This window comes from Paenibacillus sp. GL_099_B, assembly GCF_057835695.1.
This window is the reverse complement of the sequence record NZ_CM174430.1, coordinates 5,682,039-5,699,538: the sequence shown is the minus strand read 5'-3', so window position 1 is coordinate 5,699,538 and position 17,500 is coordinate 5,682,039. Positions and strand designations below refer to the sequence as shown.

Below are 17,500 nucleotides of genomic sequence, written 5' to 3'. Positions count from 1 at the left end.
ATTGGATGGAGGCCTTTTAATTTGGGTTGAATGATTGGTTCTCATGGAAAATAGATAAAATGTTATAGGATTAAACTATCAATCGTATAGAATTTATATATTTAATTAATAAACCATCTTGTGACACAATGAAGATATCAATCATGAAAGCGATGGTGGTATCCATGCAATCGATTAATCAATGGCAAGCGGATGAGTATGACAACAAACTGGCTTTTGTATCGGGTTATGGTAAAAGTTTAATCTCATGGCTTCAACCTCAAAAAGGGGAATACATCCTTGACTTGGGCTGTGGGACGGGAGATTTGACGTACGAAATTTCTGCAGCGCAGGCTGAGGTAGTTGGCATGGATGCATCACCGGACATGATTCGTCGTGCAAGAGAGAAATTTCCCGATATCGAGTTCATAGAGGGTGACGGCCATCAGTTTGAGACGAACAAGCTCTATGATGCCGTCTTTTCCAATGCAGCTCTGCACTGGATGCGAAGTCCGCGACTTGTCGTGGATAGTATATGGAAGTCTTTGAAGCCTGGGGGACGTTTTGTGGCGGAGTTCGGTGGCAAAGGAAATGTACAGATCATTGTAGATGCATTAGAGGAAGTGTTTGAACGACACACTGGCATTCGTGGATCAGAGCGCAATCCTTGGTATTTCCCGACGATCGGGCAATATAGCAATATTCTGGAACAATGCGGATTTTTGGTTCGACAGGCCTACCACTATGACCGTCCTACCAGACTGGCGGATGGTGAACAGGGTATAGAGGGCTGGTTGGCTCATTTTGGAGGGGACTATTTTGATGGTTTGAGTCAGGAGCAAATTCAGGAAATCTGTCGTGAAACTAGTCAAATCGTTGTGCCGAAGCTCTGGAAAGAAGATGCAATCTATGCCGATTATAAGCGTCTTCGAATTGAAGCATTGAAGCCGGGAGGTTAAATAATCAAAAGATGTATCTTTGTTAAATGAATTAATACATGAAATCCATCGATCACAATTAGGTTAGGAATCTCTTTCAGAATGAAGAGGCTCTTGGCCTTTTTTCCTATGTTATTTAAAAATTGAAATATTCAATCGACAAATAAATACAATTTCACTTTTTCCCCTTACTCAAGAACCATATAAGTAATTTTTATATCATAATTGTAATTATTTAGAAGGGGAATGCGCTATTTTAGTAGAATAATTTACCAAGGGTCAATCTTCTTGCAGATAGGGCGGTGAGTTGTCACAGGTATTGCAGTACTTGTCATAGCAGGACCCAAGCGATTGGTGAGGTACTTTCATATTGAGAAGGAGGGGCATAGCCTTGAATAAACGATTGATATCCATATTGTTAAGTATCCTAATGACTTTTTCTATCATCATGCCAGCGGCCGGAGCCGCTCCTGTAGGTGTTCAGCTTGAGAACTCGCTAAGCAATGGCGAAGCCACACAATGGCGAGAAATTCTTGCCCAGCGGGAAGGGAAGCTTGCAGCAGATCCATTTTTGGACAAGAGCCTGGAAGGTCTTGGGGGAGAGAATACAAGAGTAATTGTTGAACTCTCCAATAAGCCAGTTGCTGTTGCGCAAGGCGAATCTACCCTCTCTGGAAAATCTTTTACCTCCTCTATGGAAACAAAGGCTGTGGCTCAAGTTGAGCAACAACAACAGTCATTTGTACATAGCCTCACTCAGAATAAAATCAAACACGAAGTATTGGAAAATTACGCATATGCTCTGAATGGTATAGCCATTGAACTTAAGGGCAACCAATTGGGGCAATTGCTTCGCATACCGGGCGTTGTCAGTGTATACCCTGACCTTGAAATTACCGTATCCCCGGAAACAGATGAAGTAAATCCTTATATGAAAGATACCGCACCATTTATTGGCGCCCTTGAAGTATGGAATTTGGGATACAAAGGAAAAGGCGTCAAAGTTGGCGTCATTGATACAGGGATTGACTATGAACATCCCAATCTGCAAGACGCTTATAAAGGTGGATGGGATTTCGTTGAAAATGACAATGATCCTTATGAAACAACACGTGAAGAATGGAAAGTATCTGGAGCACCTGAATTTAATGCCAATGGAAGCGCCTATTACACATCCCACGGTACTCACGTAGCCGGTACCATTGCTGCTCGTGAAGCTGGAGATTATGGTATTGTTGGGGTTGCTCCTGAAGCCGATATTTATGCATATCGTGTTCTTGGGCCCTACGGAAGTGGTCAAACTTCATGGGTGCTGGGTGGAATTGACCGTTCCGTTGCCGATGGCATGGACGTAATCAATCTCTCGTTGGGTAACTCCGCAAATGATCCAAGTTATATCACTTCAGTTGCACTTAATAATGCCATGTTGTCTGGCGTGACTGCAGTTGTGGCAAGCGGTAATGATGGCCCGAATCGTTATACATTAGGTTCTCCAGGAGCATCGGCTATGGCAATCACTGTAGGTAACTCCACAGGACCAAGCCAAAGTATTACAGCCAACACTCATTTCTGGATTGGTGAGGAAGGTGAAGGTACGCTTCCTGAAGAACAACCTGTCCCTGAAGTTGAGCCATCTCCTGAACTGGGAACAGCACCGGGAACGGAAACTCCTGAAGTTCCGGCTCAAGGTGAACCATCAACCACATCGGAAGGTGCGACAGGCGAAGAAGCTTCATCAACAAACGAAGCTGCATTGTCTGGATCAGTGTCTGCTGATGTTACAGCTCTAGATGTGGAAGACAGCCAACCAGAAGAGGGTGTTCAACCAACCTCGCCTTCTGCGCCTAGCGAAACAACTCCAGAGGTTGCACCTGTGAAAGAAGAGCCTGAGGTTGATCCAACTGAAACGGAGCAAAATCCACTGGCTGTTACTGAGTCGGTGTACCGCCTGGATGTGATGGGCTGGAGCCTTTCAGCAGATCCGGAATCTGTTTTGACGGATCAATATGATCTTGTATTTGCAGGGTTGGGTAAACCGACCGACTTTGAAGGCAAGGATTTTACAGGCAAAGTGGCTTTTGTACAGCGCGGTGAGCTGGCATTTGTAGAGAAAGTAGCCAATGCCAAAGCTGCTGGTGCAGTTGCTATTATCGTATATAACAATATTCCAGGCCCGATCGGTGTGAGTTTGGGAGATAATTTTGAACTTATTCCAACCTTGAGCATGTCGAAGGAAGATGGAGAAAGTATCAAGGCTGAGCTGGATGCTGGTCAAAGCGTTGAAGTGAGTTTCAGTGACTTCGTTAAAGGTCAAACGGCTGGAGATGAGATGAATCCATCCAGCTCCCGCGGACCAGCCAAGGTGACTCTGGATATCAAACCGGATATAGTTGCACCCGGTACCAGCATTCTGTCTACTGTTCCTGCCTATGGCAAGGACGAGCCTGAAGCAGATTATTCGCAGGCTTATGATCGTAAATCAGGTACAAGTATGGCCACGCCTCATGTTGCCGGACTAGTTGCCCTGTTGATTGAAAAGCACAGTGACTGGACACCATTTGATATTAAAGTAGCACTCATGAACAATGGTAAAGTGCTCGACACAACCAATTACGATGTGTTTGATCAAGGTGCAGGGCGTATTCAAGCGGTGAAAACGATTGATCCTGCTGCATTTGTTAAAGTATTGGATGTAACGAAATACACAGAGAATGGCGTGGCTGTCGAGAAACCAAATGTAACGGGTAGTGTCAATTTTGGCAACTTCCTCAGCACGGACGAAAAAACCGTCAGCAAAACGATCAAAGTGGAGTCGCTGAATGGCAGCGGTGGAAACTACACTGTAAGCGTGAATCCGACACGTACAATCCCTGGTGTATCCGTTGCGGTGGACAAGAGCTCTTTTACACTGAATGGTGAGGAAGAGTTACAAGTTACAATTACAGTTCCAAAAGGTGTTACTGCGGTAACAGAAGCGCAAGGATACCTTCAGTTGTCTAATGGAACGGACACATTCAGTGTTCCATATGTCGCACATTTCAACCTTACCCTGGCAGGCGTTAAATACATTGAGACTGTCTATGGTACAGAGAAGAACCCGTTCCATTATCCATTGAAGTCTGATGGTACGCTGGATACACTCAATGTAGCTATGGAATTCTACAATCCCATGAATTTTGCCCTTATTGAGATCTTCGATGGCCTTAACCCGGATGGGGGCTATTATGGAGATGGATATATTGGATCTATTTTTGGGAACTACTACAATTTTGCTGCCAACACAAGATATAATCTGGAGTGGGATGGACAGTATGCAGACTACACTACCGACGAGGTAACAACTATTCCAGATGGTCTTTATACGGTTGACATCACTACAATCGGTGTTGATGGCAAAACGTATATCGAAGATACTTCTCCATTTTTGGTGAAAAAAGCAGCTCCGGTTGTAACAGCACCAGAAAAGTTGGAATTCAAGCAAGATGAATCTGCTGTCATTAACGGCAGCGTGGATGATTTATACTTCCGTGTCGCTCCTGCACTTAAAGAGAACTGGAGCATTGAGTTTGACCCGGTGACTGCCTTGAAAGCAACATACGTCCTGAAAAAAGAGGATGGTTCGACTTACAAGGAGGGTGTATTTGAAGTAAAACCTGATGGTACCTTCACTCTTCCTTTAGAAGGCATCCAAGCAGGTGAATATGCCGTTGAACTTACGGTAAAAGACCAACAAGGGCTTTCTGGTAAAGCCACTACGGCACTGAGTCTGAAATCCAAGGAGACTGAGCCGGAAACTCCAGCAGTCAAAGCGCCTGGAACACCTGTGTTGTCTCATAATAATTGGGTTGGTAATGGCCTGAGCGAAGGCTCATATATCGTTACCATGAACCTGTGGTGGGGCGAGAACGCCACCAGCTACAAGCTTTATGAGGACGGGGTTTTGATTGATACGCAGAAGTTGACCTACAATGCGCCTCTGGCACAGTTTGCCCAAACGAAGATCACAGGCAAAGCCAACGGCACCTATACGTACGTAGCCGAGCTAACGAACGACAAAGGGACCACGCGGAGTCAGACACTGACAGTCAAGGTTACTAACGCATCGCCAGGCAAAGCAGTTCTCTCTCAAGATAACTGGGACGGCGACGGCAATTATAAAGTTACTATGAACTTGTGGTGGGGAACCAATGCCACTGAGTACCGCCTCTACGAAAATGATAAGTTGATCGACACCCAAGCACTCAATGCGGTTACGCCTAATGCGCAAAGCGCTGTTACTTCGCTGACTGGACGCACTTCGGGCACGTATACGTATCGGGCTGAGTTACTCAATGCAGCTGGTGTAACCAGCACTGACAAGATCACGGTAAAAGTGAAATAAACTCTTCAGCACTTATTTATTGAAGCATTTGTTTTTCGCATAAGCGGTCTTCATCCTGATCTCGCGGGATGGAGGCCGTTTTATTTTGTTTTTTCTCTGCTGCGGAATGGATAACTACTCATTGTCCTGTTAGTTGTAAATTGAGTATAGTTCGCATGAAAGTCCGTTAATAAGAAAACGCTCCTCTCAGGGGACAAGCTTTGTTAGCCTGTCACTCATGAGGGGAGCGTAATTAATCTAACCGATCACTCGATTCTTGCTGGCATTTATACCTGCTATCAGTAATACAATGGCAAGGAGAACCTGTACCAGCAATGGAAGTGTCCATCCTTGTGTCCAATCATGAAGCACGCCGAACAGCAACGGCCCGACGGCTGCCAGCATATACCCAAAGGATTGAGCCATACCTGAAAGTCCCGCAGCCTGTCTTGCATCGGACGTACGCAGTACAAAAAACATGGTTACAAGTCCGAACGAAGCCCCGGCTCCAACGCCAGCCAAAGCAACACCGACGGTTACGAGAGAGGAAATACCACTTAAAAGGAATGCGTAGCCCAGAATCAAACATGAACCTGTAATTGCTGTCAGCCAACGTTGATCTTTCATTCGTCCAGCCAGAATGGGGACGATGAACGTTACCGGAACGCTAACCATTTGCATCAGAGACAACATCCAGCCGGCTGAAGAGGAACTGAAACCCTGATCAGATAGAACCTCTGGCAGCCAGGTAATTGTAGTGTAAAAAATTAAAGATTGCAGTCCCATGAACAATGTGACATACCAGGCTAAGGGAGATGTAATAAGACGAACGGGCTTCGCTTCCGTTCTCGAAGCCACGTAAACTTCGCCGCGACGTCCAGAACGGACGTGAGGCAGCCAGAGAATCAGGGCTAGAATGGACAGTATAGCCCACATGCCCAGTGAAGCGTGCCAACCCATGGAGGTTAAGCCTGCCGTGGGAACGCTGATTCCTGAGGCGATAGCGCCCCATATATTCATGGACACGGAATAGAGGCCGGTAACGAGTCCCACTCGCAATGGGAAATCCCTTTTGATCAGACTGGGCAGCAATACGTTGCTCAGGGCAATACCACATCCAAGGATCGCTGTTCCTGCGAAGAGAACGGGAACAGAGGGCATAAACCGGAGGGATACGCCTATGGTCACAAGAATTATGGCAGTTAACAGAGCGGTTTCTAGTCCGAATCTTCGCGCCAATTGTGGAGCGAACGGAGAGATTGCCGCGAAGGCAAGCAAAGGAAGAGAGGTAAGCAAGCCTGCCAATGTATGACTTATTCCTGTATCTGTACGGATCAGTTCCACAATTGGACCTGTTGCCGTAATAGGTGAACGCATTGTTGCTGCGATAACGATAATGCCTGCCAGCAAGAGCCCAAGTTTCATGGATGCTGACGATGAATTATCGACTGCAGAATGGTCAGGTGAGTTTTGATGTAAAGAGGATGGCATGGTAAATCTCCTATAGTTTATTTGTCTAATATGTATACTTTGATACATACATATACATAAACAAGCATAACATCCCGTGTCAACATCAGCCGATTAACGTATTCAATCATCCCCAGAACGCAAAAAAAGCTTCCCGAAGGAAGCTTTTTCTTTAATTACGTCCCAGGAGGGATTCGAACCCCCGACCGACGCCTTAGAAGGGCGTTGCTCTATCCAGCTGAGCTACTGAGACATGAAATTTTTCAAGCAAAATTGATTTTATCATAAATAATGATGAATATCAAACATTTTATTATAATATATTTTTCGTATATGATATTTGGCGGCAGTAACGTTTTTTTCATTATAATTAAGGTTATGTTAGAATATCAGAAGAACTCAAAAAATAGATCGACTTTCGTTTAATATACATCTATTTATGGTTGATTGCGACTGGAGATTCAGGATACAGAGGAGGTGCTCCTATTAAGGAATCCACGACCCCGGAAACCGAGCACAGTAACAATATTGTGCTGTTTCCTAAGACGCTGGACTATTACCAGATTCAATTGACGGTTATGCTAGAAAATGAACGATATGGTGAAGCGATGGACCTGCTTCGCTTTTTGCTGCAATGCCAAGGGCAGGAAGAGCGGCATTACGACGAATGGCGAGCCTTGCTCGAATGGCTTGAAGCTGCGTTTCCTCATTACGGGGAAGATTTACCCGAGGTTCGTGAAGAGCGTGAGGAAGAGGAAATTAGTGAAGAGGACATGGCACGCCAACATGCCCGATCCAAGCTTGAGCAGGATGATGGCTATGCGGATAAACTTCTTCGTACCGTAATGGAGGAGCCTTTATCTGAACAAACAATGCTGGCGCTGGAGCAGCTTGCTTATCTCGATCGGCCAGAAATTGATGATTCGCTTACCGGTTGGCTCAAAGACAAGACGCTGCATCCTTTACTTCAGTTCCGCGTGCTTCAGACATTACGTCGCCGAGGTGTTCAAGGCATTATTGCGTTTACTCGTGGGGAAGAGCCGGTTGAAGTGGAGATTGATACCGTTCCGCTTAGACCTGAGGATTTCCCGATTCAGATCGTTCAGATTCTTGAAAGAGTGGCAGATCAGACGGAGGTTCATGAACCTACGCTCTTTTATTTTGCACAAGAACTGTGGATTCAATATGTCATGGCCGTGTACGGAACCCGTGATTACATGTCCATGCTGGAAGAAAATGATTCCATGACAGATATATGGGGAGCTGCTCTACATATGACCGTTGCAGACAGTCTGGGCGGTTCGCATGACGAGGAAGATACTCGCTCAATGTATGCTGTGACAGGGGCGATGCGCTTTCGTCTGGAGCAAGCATATCGATCAATGAAGCAGTTTGTTTCTGCCGGTTTGGATGGTCAATAGGACCCGGAAACGTTTTCCTCAAACCGTATCAAGGGATTCCCCTTGAAAAAGAATCTAATCTTGTTTATACTAAAATGGTTATTTTGTACGTGATTGCCTACGTGAACAAGCGAATTTTGGAGGGGAAAGTATACAATGAAAGCAACTTGGGAAAAGATAGAGAAGAACCTTGGGGTTCTTGAGGTTGAAGTGGGTGCAGATCGTGTAACTGCAGCACTCGACAAAGCTTTTAATAAAGTAGTTAAACAAGCAAACGTACCTGGATTCCGTAAAGGTAAAGTTCCACGTTCGATCTTTGAAGCTCGTTTCGGTGTAGAAAGCCTGTATCAAGAAGCAATTGACATTTTGCTTCCTGAAGCTTACACAGAAGCAATCGACCAAACGGATATCTTCCCGGTTGATCGTCCTGACGTAGATGTCGAGCAATTCGCTAAAGGACAAGTATTCAAGTTCAAAGCGAAAGTAACAGTTAAACCTGAAGTTACACTGGGCGACTACAAAGGCGTTGAAGTTGCTGTAGCCAAACATGAAGTAACGGATGTAGAAGTGACTGAAGAGCTCGAGCGTCTTCAACAACGTCACGCAGAACTCGTTGTTATCGACGAAGGCTCTGCACAAAACGGCGACGTTGCTGTAATCGACTTTGACGGTTCCGTTGATGGTGTTCCGTTTGAAGGTGGACAAGCTGAGGGGTATTCCCTGGAACTTGGTTCCAACACATTCATCCCAGGATTTGAAGAGCAGGTTGTGGGTCTGTCCACAGGTGACTTCAAAGACGTTGAAGTAACTTTCCCTGAGAGCTACCATGCAGCTGAACTGGCTGGCAAAAAAGCGGTATTCAAAGTGAAAGTACATGAAATCAAACGTAAACAACTTCCTGAACTGGATGACGAGTTTGCAAAAGATGTTAGCGAATTCGATACGCTTGAAGAGTACAAAGCTGATCTGAAAACGCAATTGGAATCCCGCAAAGCAGATGAAGCCAAAGCAGCTCAAGAAAATGCTGTTGTAGAAAAAGTGGCTGAAAATGCTGAAGTGGATATTCCTTCTGCAATGGTTGAGAGCGAAGTACAAAACATGATGCGTGATTTCGACAACCGTCTGCGCAACCAAGGTATGAACCTGGAAATGTTCCTGAGCTTCTCCGGTCAAACACAAGCTGACCTGAGAGGACAAATGCAGGAAGATGCTTCCAAGCGTGTTCGCAACAACTTGGTTCTTGAAGCAGTTGGTAAAGCGGAAAACATCGAAGTGTCTGATGAAGAAGTTAACCAAGAACTCGAAAAAATGGCTGAGTCTTACAAGCGTCCTGCTGAAGAGATTCGTGGCATTCTCGAGGGTAATGGTTCCCTGGACAGCCTTCGTGATGAAGTGAAACTGCGTAAAACGATCGATGTTCTCGTTGAGAACAGCAAAGTCGTTGAAGCTGTTGAAGCTCCAGCTGAAGAAGTTGCTGCAGAAGCTGACGAAAAATAAGACAAGCTGTTACGTAATGAACAGCTGAATAAACGATAAGGCACGTGAATCATTGCGTGCCTTATTTTTAAATTATGGCATCCATTTTATAGAGGATTCAGTAATAATATGGATGGATTTCGTTGTGGCATTGGTTATGCATATTCAAGGTCCTATGGTTCTCCTGCAAATAAAAAAAAAGGTGAAACGGCATAGGATTGCTCCGATTTGCACATACATAGAAAACATGGTTAAATATGATCAGGCAAAAAAGTAAACTTACTCCGTCTTGACACCACTTGTGAAAAATGACATTGTCACAGGAACGTGTTAGAATGAATTTGGGTTTGCTTTACAGGTAGCCTATGTCTAATTACATGTAGAAAAGAGGTTGGTCTCATGAGTCTGGTGCCAATGGTTGTTGAACAAACCAATCGAGGCGAGCGGTCTTACGATATATATTCGCGTTTGCTGAAGGATCGCATTATCTTTTTAACCAGTGCGATTGATGACGATGTAGCCAATCTTGTCATAGCGCAGCTTTTGTTTTTGGCAGCCGACGATCCTGAGAAGGATATAAGTTTGTACATTAATTCACCTGGTGGTTCTGTCACCGCAGGGATGGGTATATACGATACGATGCAATATATCAAGCCGGATGTATCGACCATTTGCGTAGGTATGGCAGCAAGCATGGGCTCGTTATTGCTGACAGCCGGAGCTCCTGGCAAACGATATGCGCTGACTAACAGCGAAGTGATGATTCATCAGCCGCTTGGCGGCGTTCAAGGACAGGCTGCGGATATCAAAATTCACGCAGAATGGATTATTAAAACACGTCAGAAACTGAATCAAATATACGTCGATCGTACAGGTCAACCCCTTGAGAAAATCGAGCGGGACACAGACCGTGACTTTTTCATGAGTGCTGAAGAAGCCAAAACGTACGGCATTATTGACCAGGTGCTCAGCAGACCGATCAATTCCTAAAGGGGTGGTTTCATGTTTAAATTTAACGATGAGAAAGGGCAATTGAAATGCTCTTTTTGCGGTAAATCTCAGGAACAGGTGCGCAAGCTGGTCGCTGGACCGGGCGTTTACATTTGTGATGAATGTATCGAACTGTGCACTGAAATCGTAGAGGAAGAGCTCGGTCATGACGAAGAACTGGACCTCAAAGATATTCCAAAACCGAAAGAAATTCGCGACATTCTTGACCAGTACGTCATTGGACAGGATCAGGCGAAGAAGTCTTTGTCTGTAGCGGTTTACAATCACTATAAACGGATCAACACACAAAGTAAGATTGAGGATGTTGAATTGCAAAAAAGTAATATTTTGCTGTTAGGACCTACGGGTTCTGGTAAAACGTTGCTTGCGCAAACCATGGCCAAAATCCTTAATGTTCCTTTTGCTATTGCTGATGCGACTTCATTGACGGAAGCAGGTTATGTCGGCGAAGATGTAGAGAATATTCTGCTCAAGTTGATTCAAGCTGCTGATTATGATGTGGAAAAAGCAGAGCGCGGCATTATTTATATCGATGAAATTGATAAAGTAGCGCGTAAATCCGAGAACCCATCCATTACACGTGATGTATCGGGTGAAGGTGTTCAACAAGCGCTCTTGAAAATCCTGGAAGGAACTGTAGCTTCTGTACCACCACAAGGTGGTCGTAAGCATCCACATCAGGAATTCATCCAGATTGATACCACCAACATCTTGTTCATTTGCGGCGGTGCCTTCGATGGTCTCGAGCAAATGATCAAACGCCGGATCGGTAAAAAAGTCATTGGCTTTAACACCGTTGCGGAACAAAAAGATCTAAAACCAGGTGAATATCTGGGTATGGTATTGCCGGAAGACTTGTTGAAATTTGGTCTGATTCCGGAGTTTGTAGGCCGTTTGCCAGTCATCTCCACTTTGGAGCCGCTGGACGAAGATACATTGGTACGGATTCTGTCCGAACCAAAAAATGCGCTGACCAAACAATACCAAAAATTGCTTGAACTGGATAATGTAAATCTGGTGTTCGAACCAGGAGCATTACTGGCGATTGCCAAGGAAGCCATTAAACGTAACACAGGTGCACGTGGACTGCGTGCGATCATCGAGGGCATTATGCTTGAGATTATGTACGAAGTGCCTTCCCGTGATGATGTTACGAACTGTGTCATTACCGAAGAGGTCGTTGAGAAGAGAGTCGTGCCTGAACTGAGCCAATCGAAGGACGACAAGCAGGAAGAAAGTGCCTAACTAAAGGTGATTATTCCGTTTCAACACTGAAATATAGACTTGTCAGTTCTCCACTCCTGGCAGAAGGCGAATTCATGTCTCTGTCAGGGTGGAGCTTTGACGTTGTGGGGAGAGAAATCACTCATGTTTTTAAGACAAGATACACGACCCGTAAAAGTGGGGAACTTAACGATTGGTGGCAGCAACGAGGTCATCATCCAGAGCATGTGTACAACGAAAACGGCAGACGTTGAGGCAACCGTGGCAGAGATTTTGCGTTTGGAAGAAGCAGGCTGCCAATTGGTGCGTGTAACGGTGAACAATGAGGAAGCTGCCGCAGCCATCAAGGAAATCAAGAAACGGATCAATATTCCGCTCGTAGCGGATATCCATTTTAATTATAAACTGGCTCTCCTTGCGATTGAGAACGGCATCGATAAAGTACGGATTAATCCCGGCAATATCGGTAAACGTGCCAAAGTAGAGGAAGTCGTCAAAGCTTGTAAAGAGAAAGGTATTCCAATTCGGATCGGAGTAAACGCTGGTTCTCTGGAAAACCATTTGCTCGAAAAATATGGTTATCCAACAGCTGAGGCTATGGTAGAAAGTGCACTTTATCACATTGGTATTCTGGAAGAATTGGATTTCCATGATATTATTGTGTCTCTCAAAGCATCGGATGTACCGATGGCGATTGCAGCTTATTCCAAAGCGGCTGAGATCATCAAGTATCCATTGCATCTGGGCATTACCGAGGCGGGTACGTTGTTCTCAGGTACGATTAAAAGTTCTGCAGGTATGGGTGCCTTGTTATCGATGGGCATCGGTTCGACGATGCGGATATCGCTTAGTGCTGATCCGGTCGAAGAAATCAAGGTTGCTCGTGACTTGCTCAAAACCTTTGGTCTGATTTCCAATGCAGCTACGCTGATTTCCTGCCCGACCTGTGGTCGTTTGGATATCGATCTGTTCTCCATTGCGAATGAAGTGGAAGAGTATATCTCCAAGCTCAAGGTGCCGATCAAAGTATCAGTGCTGGGTTGTGCCGTTAACGGTCCGGGTGAAGCAAAGGAAGCGGATATCGGTATTGCCGGTGCACGCGGAGAAGGCTTGTTATTCCGTCATGGTAAAATGATTCGTAAAGTGCCGGAAGAAATCATGGTTGAGGAATTGAAAAAAGAGATCGACAAAATCGTGGAGTCCTATGAAACGACAGGAGTTATTCCTGGCCGCTCGCACTGATTGATTTATATAATCGTTTTGTAACAGTCCGTCAGCAATGACGGGCTGTTTTTTGTTCTCAAACATACAATTTCCTGATCACCCGTTTACGTCTCGGTGAAAAGGCTATACTACCAAGTATTAGCATGATCTCATATGAGAAAAGGGATAGAACAGGAGGATGTTGAGACATGGAATTTGGTATGGTCATAATGATGATTCAGTTATTTTTTGGTGTGGTGATCGGTTTGTATTTCTGGAATTTGCTTCGTGGACAGAAAACAAATCGCAGTGCGGTGGAGCGTGAATCCCGCAAGGAACTGGAGAAGCTGCGGAAGTTGCGCTCCATTTCACTCACCAAGCCTCTGGCAGAGAAGACACGTCCGGCAACCATTAATGATATTGTAGGGCAAAAAGACGGACTCCGCGCCCTTAAAGCCGCGCTATGCAGTGCAAATCCACAGCATGTCATTATATATGGGCCTCCAGGGGTCGGGAAAACAGCTGCTGCAAGGGTGGTTTTGGAAGAAGCCAAAAAGAATCCGTCATCTCCCTTCAAGGCCGATGCCAAATTCACGGAACTCGACGCCACGACGGCGCGTTTTGATGAACGGGGTATTGCTGACCCTTTGATTGGTTCAGTGCATGATCCGATCTATCAGGGAGCAGGAGCGATGGGCGTAGCAGGCATTCCTCAGCCGAAACCCGGTGCCATTACGAAAGCGCATGGGGGGATGCTTTTTATTGATGAGATCGGTGAACTGCATTCCATTCAGATGAATAAACTGCTGAAAGTATTGGAGGACCGCAAGGTCTTTTTGGAAAGTGCGTACTATAACTCGGAAGACACGCATACTCCTGCTTATATCCACGATATTTTTCAAAATGGTCTGCCAGCCGATTTTCGTCTTGTCGGAGCGACGACTCGATCGCCCCATGAACTGCCTCCAGCCTTGCGCTCGCGGTGTATGGAGGTCTTTTTCCGTCCATTGCTGCCCGAAGAGATCGGGCAAATTGCGGAAGATGCCGTACAGAAAATCGGATTCAGTCCATGTCCAGATGCAGTTGATGTGGTCAAGCGGTATGCAACCAATGGCCGTGAAGCGGTCAATATCATTCAGCTGGCTGCTGGGCTGGCCTTGACCGAAAAACGTGAAACGCTGCAGGCGTCGGATGTGGAATGGGTCGCTGGCAGCAGCCAGATTCAGCCCCGGCCAGATCGCAAGGTGCCTTTGCGGCCACAGATCGGTTTTGTGAATGGCTTGGCCGTATATGGACCGAATATGGGCACCATTCTGGAGATCGAAGTATCCGCAGTTCCGGCTCTTCGAGATCAGGGACGAATTAACATCACGGGAGTTGTGGATGAAGAAGAGATTGGAGGCGGTTCGCGTACACTCCGGCGAAAAAGCATGGCTAAAGGCTCGGTTGAAAATGTGTTAACCGTATTAAAGGCCATGGGCATTCGTCCTAATGACTATGATTTACACGTCAACTTCCCAGGTGGAACGCCAATTGATGGTCCGTCTGCCGGGATTGCTATGGCCACCGCCATTACATCAGCCATCCAGGGGCGTCCGATTGATCATGAGACAGCGATGACTGGCGAGATAAGTATCCATGGCCGGGTAAAACCGATCGGTGGTGTACTCGCCAAAGTGGAGGCTGCATTCCAGGCTGGTGCAAAGACGGTCATTATTCCGGCAGAGAACTGGCAGTCCATCTTTGAAAATCTGGATGGCTTACGTGTTGTCCCGGTCGATACGGTTGAAGACGTATTCCGAGAAGTATTTGACTGGGTGCCTAATGAGGAGCAAGCAAAACAAATCAACCTTGCGGAGGAGACAGCGACACCTGCACCGGAGATTTTCCCACCGGCATCCGCATCCTATTTACGTGCTGACTTGCCTCGTCCAGGACAGGTTACAGATTCGGGAAGCTGCTAAGCACTTCCCTTCATTGGTTTTTTATGTGAACATTTGATAGAATAATGAATGACTACAACCTGAGAGCCATTGGAGGTGCGAAAGCGATGGGACCGAGCAAAGCGAAAGGTCGTCGTTTTCCTTTACTGCCTTTAAGAGGACTTCTCGTCTACCCGAGTATGGTACTGCATCTCGATGTGGGCCGGGAGAAATCGGTCAAGGCTTTAGAAAAAGCGATGGTAGAAGAACATTTGATTCTCCTATGTTCCCAAGCCGAGGTAAATATTGAAGAACCAACACAAGAGGATATTTTCAGAATCGGAACGGTTGCCAAGGTCAGACAGATGCTGAAGCTTCCAAACGGGACGATTCGTGTACTTGTGGAAGGCTTGGAACGGGCTGAAATCATTGAATATACGGACAACGAGGAATACTATGAGGTTCTGGCACAAGAGCTTCCTGAAGAGGAGAACAGTCATCCGGAAACAGATGCGCTGATGCGTACAGTTCTGAACCAGTTCGAAAATTATATTAATCTGTCCAAAAAGGTTACACCTGAGACACTTGCGGCTGTGTCCGATATTGAAGAACCGGGTCGCTTGGCCGATGTCATCACCAGTCACCTGTCTCTGAAGATCAAGGACAAACAGGAGATTTTGGAGACCATTGACGTTCGTGAACGGCTGGAGAAGTTGCTAGACATCCTCAACAATGAGCGGGAAGTACTGGAGCTTGAACGCAAAATCAGCCAGCGAGTGAAGAAACAGATGGAGAAAACCCAGAAAGAATACTACCTGCGTGAGCAGATGAAGGCGATTCAGAAAGAGCTGGGTGAGAAAGAGGGCCGTGCCGGCGAGGTTGAGGAACTCCGAAATCAGATGGAGGCTCTTGGCTTGCCGGACAAGGTGAAGGAAAAGGTTGAGAAAGAAATTGATCGACTGGAGAAAATGCCATCAAGTTCTGCCGAAGGCGGCGTTATCCGCAACTATGTGGATTGGCTGCTGGGACTGCCTTGGACGCAGTTGACAGCTGACGATCTGGATATTCAAAAGGCTGAAGATGTGTTAAATGCAGATCATTACGGTTTGGAAAAACCGAAAGAACGTGTGCTTGAATATCTGGCTGTTCAGAAGCTGGTGAAAAAGCTTAAAGGACCGATCCTCTGTCTTGTTGGACCTCCAGGGGTCGGGAAAACGTCGCTTGCCCGCTCCATAGCCAGATCACTTGGACGCGAATTCGTCAGAATATCGCTGGGTGGTGTGCGAGATGAAGCAGAAATTCGCGGTCATCGTCGCACCTATGTGGGTGCAATGCCAGGCCGTATCATTCAGGGCATGAAGACGGCGGGGTCACTCAATCCTGTTTTCCTGCTGGACGAGATCGATAAAATGGCTTCGGACTTCCGCGGAGATCCTTCCGCAGCGTTGCTTGAAGTACTTGATCCCGAACAGAACAACACGTTCAGTGACCACTTTGTAGAGTTGCCGTTTGACTTATCTAACGTTATGTTTATTACAACCGCCAACACAGTGCATAACATTCCACGTCCGCTTCTGGACCGGATGGAGATGCTCAATATCCCGGGGTATACTGAGCTGGAGAAGCAGCAAATTGCCAAAAACTATTTGCTGCCGAAACAGAAACAGGACCATGGCCTGGAAGAAGATCAGCTGAATATCGGGGATGACAGCTTGTTGCGTGTCATTCGTGAATATACACGAGAGTCCGGCGTGCGGAATCTAGAACAGCAGATGGCTTCGTTGTGCCGGAAAGCGGCCAAAAACATCGTGTCTGGTGTGGAAGGCCAGATTAACATTACACCGGATGAAGTGAAGGATTACCTTGGTCCGGGTAAATTCCGCTACGGTATGGCCGAACTCGAAGATCAGATTGGTACTGTGACGGGACTGGCGTGGACTGAAGTGGGTGGAGATACCCTCGTGATAGAGGTTACCGTTGTACCTGGAACAGGCAAGCTGACGCTGACAGGTAAATTGGGCGATGTCATGAAGGAATCGGCTCAGGCGGCATTCAGTTACACCCGATCCAAAGCTTCCCAGCTCGGCATTCCGTCTGACTTCCACGAGAAGAACGATATCCATATTCACGTTCCTGAAGGAGCCATTCCGAAGGATGGACCATCTGCCGGGATTACGATGGCGACTGCGTTGATCTCTGCTCTGACGAACAAACATGTCTCCAAGGACGTTGCCATGACTGGCGAAATAACGCTGCGTGGCCGTGTGTTGCCGATCGGCGGACTTAAGGAAAAATCACTGGCTGCCCACCGCGCTGGTTACAAAAAAATATTATTGCCCAAGGATAACGAGCGGGACCTGCGGGATATTCCGGACAGCATTAAGGAAGATGTGGAATTTGTTCCCGTAGCCCATATGGATCAGGTGCTGCAACATGCGCTTGTGGAACAGGCAGGAATACACCTGTAGCCCGTTAAACGAGGGATCGTATGAAGAGTAAACCGTTCTGCGGAAGCTT

General features: G+C 46.3%; 10 protein-coding genes and 1 tRNA gene. 9 read left to right on the top strand and 2 right to left on the bottom strand.

Features of this window, described 5'->3' with window-relative positions; translation table 11 throughout:
* Positions 1-143: 143 nt before the first annotated feature.
* Together AC3ITG_RS25855 and AC3ITG_RS25850 are read left to right on the top strand one after the other, a co-directional pair.
* The gene (locus AC3ITG_RS25855; RefSeq protein WP_489251762.1) at positions 144-938 is read left to right on the top strand and encodes a methyltransferase domain-containing protein; all 795 of its coding nucleotides are present in this window, start codon (positions 144-146) and stop codon (positions 936-938) included.
* A gap of 370 nt (positions 939-1,308) precedes the next feature.
* The gene (locus AC3ITG_RS25850; protein WP_489251761.1) at positions 1,309-5,298 is read left to right on the top strand and encodes a S8 family serine peptidase; all 3,990 of its coding nucleotides are present in this window, start codon (positions 1,309-1,311) and stop codon (positions 5,296-5,298) included.
* A 237-nt stretch (positions 5,299-5,535) separates the two neighbouring features.
* Here the strand turns inward: AC3ITG_RS25850 and AC3ITG_RS25845 are convergent, their stop codons facing one another.
* Both AC3ITG_RS25845 and AC3ITG_RS25840 read right to left on the bottom strand, forming a co-directional pair.
* Complete coding sequence (locus AC3ITG_RS25845) at positions 5,536-6,768, bottom strand: CynX/NimT family MFS transporter (RefSeq protein ID WP_489251760.1); 1,233 nt, start codon at positions 6,766-6,768, stop codon at positions 5,536-5,538.
* Between the two features lie 158 nt (positions 6,769-6,926).
* Positions 6,927-7,000: transfer RNA gene (locus tag AC3ITG_RS25840), tRNA-Arg, on the bottom strand.
* A 325-nt stretch (positions 7,001-7,325) separates the two neighbouring features.
* On the opposite strand from AC3ITG_RS25840, the gene AC3ITG_RS25835 reads away from it, so the two are divergent.
* The 7 genes from AC3ITG_RS25835 (at position 7,326) to lon (ending at position 17,451) form a co-directional block, all read left to right on the top strand.
* On the top strand, positions 7,326-8,168 hold the full coding sequence (locus AC3ITG_RS25835; protein WP_064640702.1) for a hypothetical protein: 843 nt from the start codon (positions 7,326-7,328) through the stop codon (positions 8,166-8,168).
* Positions 8,169-8,303: 135 nt separating this feature from the next.
* Entirely contained in the window at positions 8,304-9,644 is a 1,341-nt protein-coding gene (tig, locus tag AC3ITG_RS25830) for a trigger factor (RefSeq protein WP_090810436.1), read from the top strand.
* Between the two features lie 378 nt (positions 9,645-10,022).
* Entirely contained in the window at positions 10,023-10,613 is a 591-nt protein-coding gene (clpP, locus tag AC3ITG_RS25825; RefSeq protein ID WP_024633993.1) for an ATP-dependent Clp endopeptidase proteolytic subunit ClpP, read from the top strand.
* Between the two features lie 12 nt (positions 10,614-10,625).
* Complete coding sequence (clpX, locus tag AC3ITG_RS25820; RefSeq protein ID WP_063566713.1) at positions 10,626-11,879, top strand: ATP-dependent protease ATP-binding subunit ClpX; 1,254 nt, start codon at positions 10,626-10,628, stop codon at positions 11,877-11,879.
* A 123-nt stretch (positions 11,880-12,002) separates the two neighbouring features.
* A complete protein-coding gene (gene ispG, locus AC3ITG_RS25815; protein WP_413373185.1) occupies positions 12,003-13,100 on the top strand; it encodes a flavodoxin-dependent (E)-4-hydroxy-3-methylbut-2-enyl-diphosphate synthase in 1,098 nt (365 codons plus the stop codon).
* Between the two features lie 170 nt (positions 13,101-13,270).
* Positions 13,271-15,025: an ATP-dependent protease LonB gene (lonB, locus tag AC3ITG_RS25810; RefSeq protein WP_413373183.1), complete on the top strand. Its 1,755-nt coding sequence runs from the start codon at positions 13,271-13,273 to the stop codon at positions 15,023-15,025.
* 86 nt (positions 15,026-15,111) lie between these two features.
* Positions 15,112-17,451: an endopeptidase La gene (lon, locus tag AC3ITG_RS25805; protein ID WP_413373181.1), complete on the top strand. Its 2,340-nt coding sequence runs from the start codon at positions 15,112-15,114 to the stop codon at positions 17,449-17,451.
* The last annotated feature ends 49 nt before the right edge of the window (positions 17,452-17,500 follow it).

Bases quoted from the DNA above. Each gene is read 5' to 3' on its own strand.
- AC3ITG_RS25835 (WP_064640702.1), top strand. From the start codon at position 7,326: ATGCTAGAAAATGAACGATATGGTGAAGCGATGGACCTGCTTCGCTTT.
- clpX (WP_063566713.1), top strand. From the start codon at position 10,626: ATGTTTAAATTTAACGATGAGAAAGGGCAATTGAAATGCTCTTTTTGC.
- ispG (WP_413373185.1), top strand. From the start codon at position 12,003: ATGTTTTTAAGACAAGATACACGACCCGTAAAAGTGGGGAACTTAACG.
- AC3ITG_RS25855 (WP_489251762.1), top strand. From the start codon at position 144: ATGAAAGCGATGGTGGTATCCATGCAATCGATTAATCAATGGCAAGCG.
- tig (WP_090810436.1), top strand. From the start codon at position 8,304: ATGAAAGCAACTTGGGAAAAGATAGAGAAGAACCTTGGGGTTCTTGAG.
- AC3ITG_RS25845 (WP_489251760.1), bottom strand. From the start codon at position 6,768: ATGCCATCCTCTTTACATCAAAACTCACCTGACCATTCTGCAGTCGAT.
- lonB (WP_413373183.1), top strand. From the start codon at position 13,271: ATGGAATTTGGTATGGTCATAATGATGATTCAGTTATTTTTTGGTGTG.
- clpP (WP_024633993.1), top strand. From the start codon at position 10,023: ATGAGTCTGGTGCCAATGGTTGTTGAACAAACCAATCGAGGCGAGCGG.
- lon (WP_413373181.1), top strand. From the start codon at position 15,112: ATGGGACCGAGCAAAGCGAAAGGTCGTCGTTTTCCTTTACTGCCTTTA.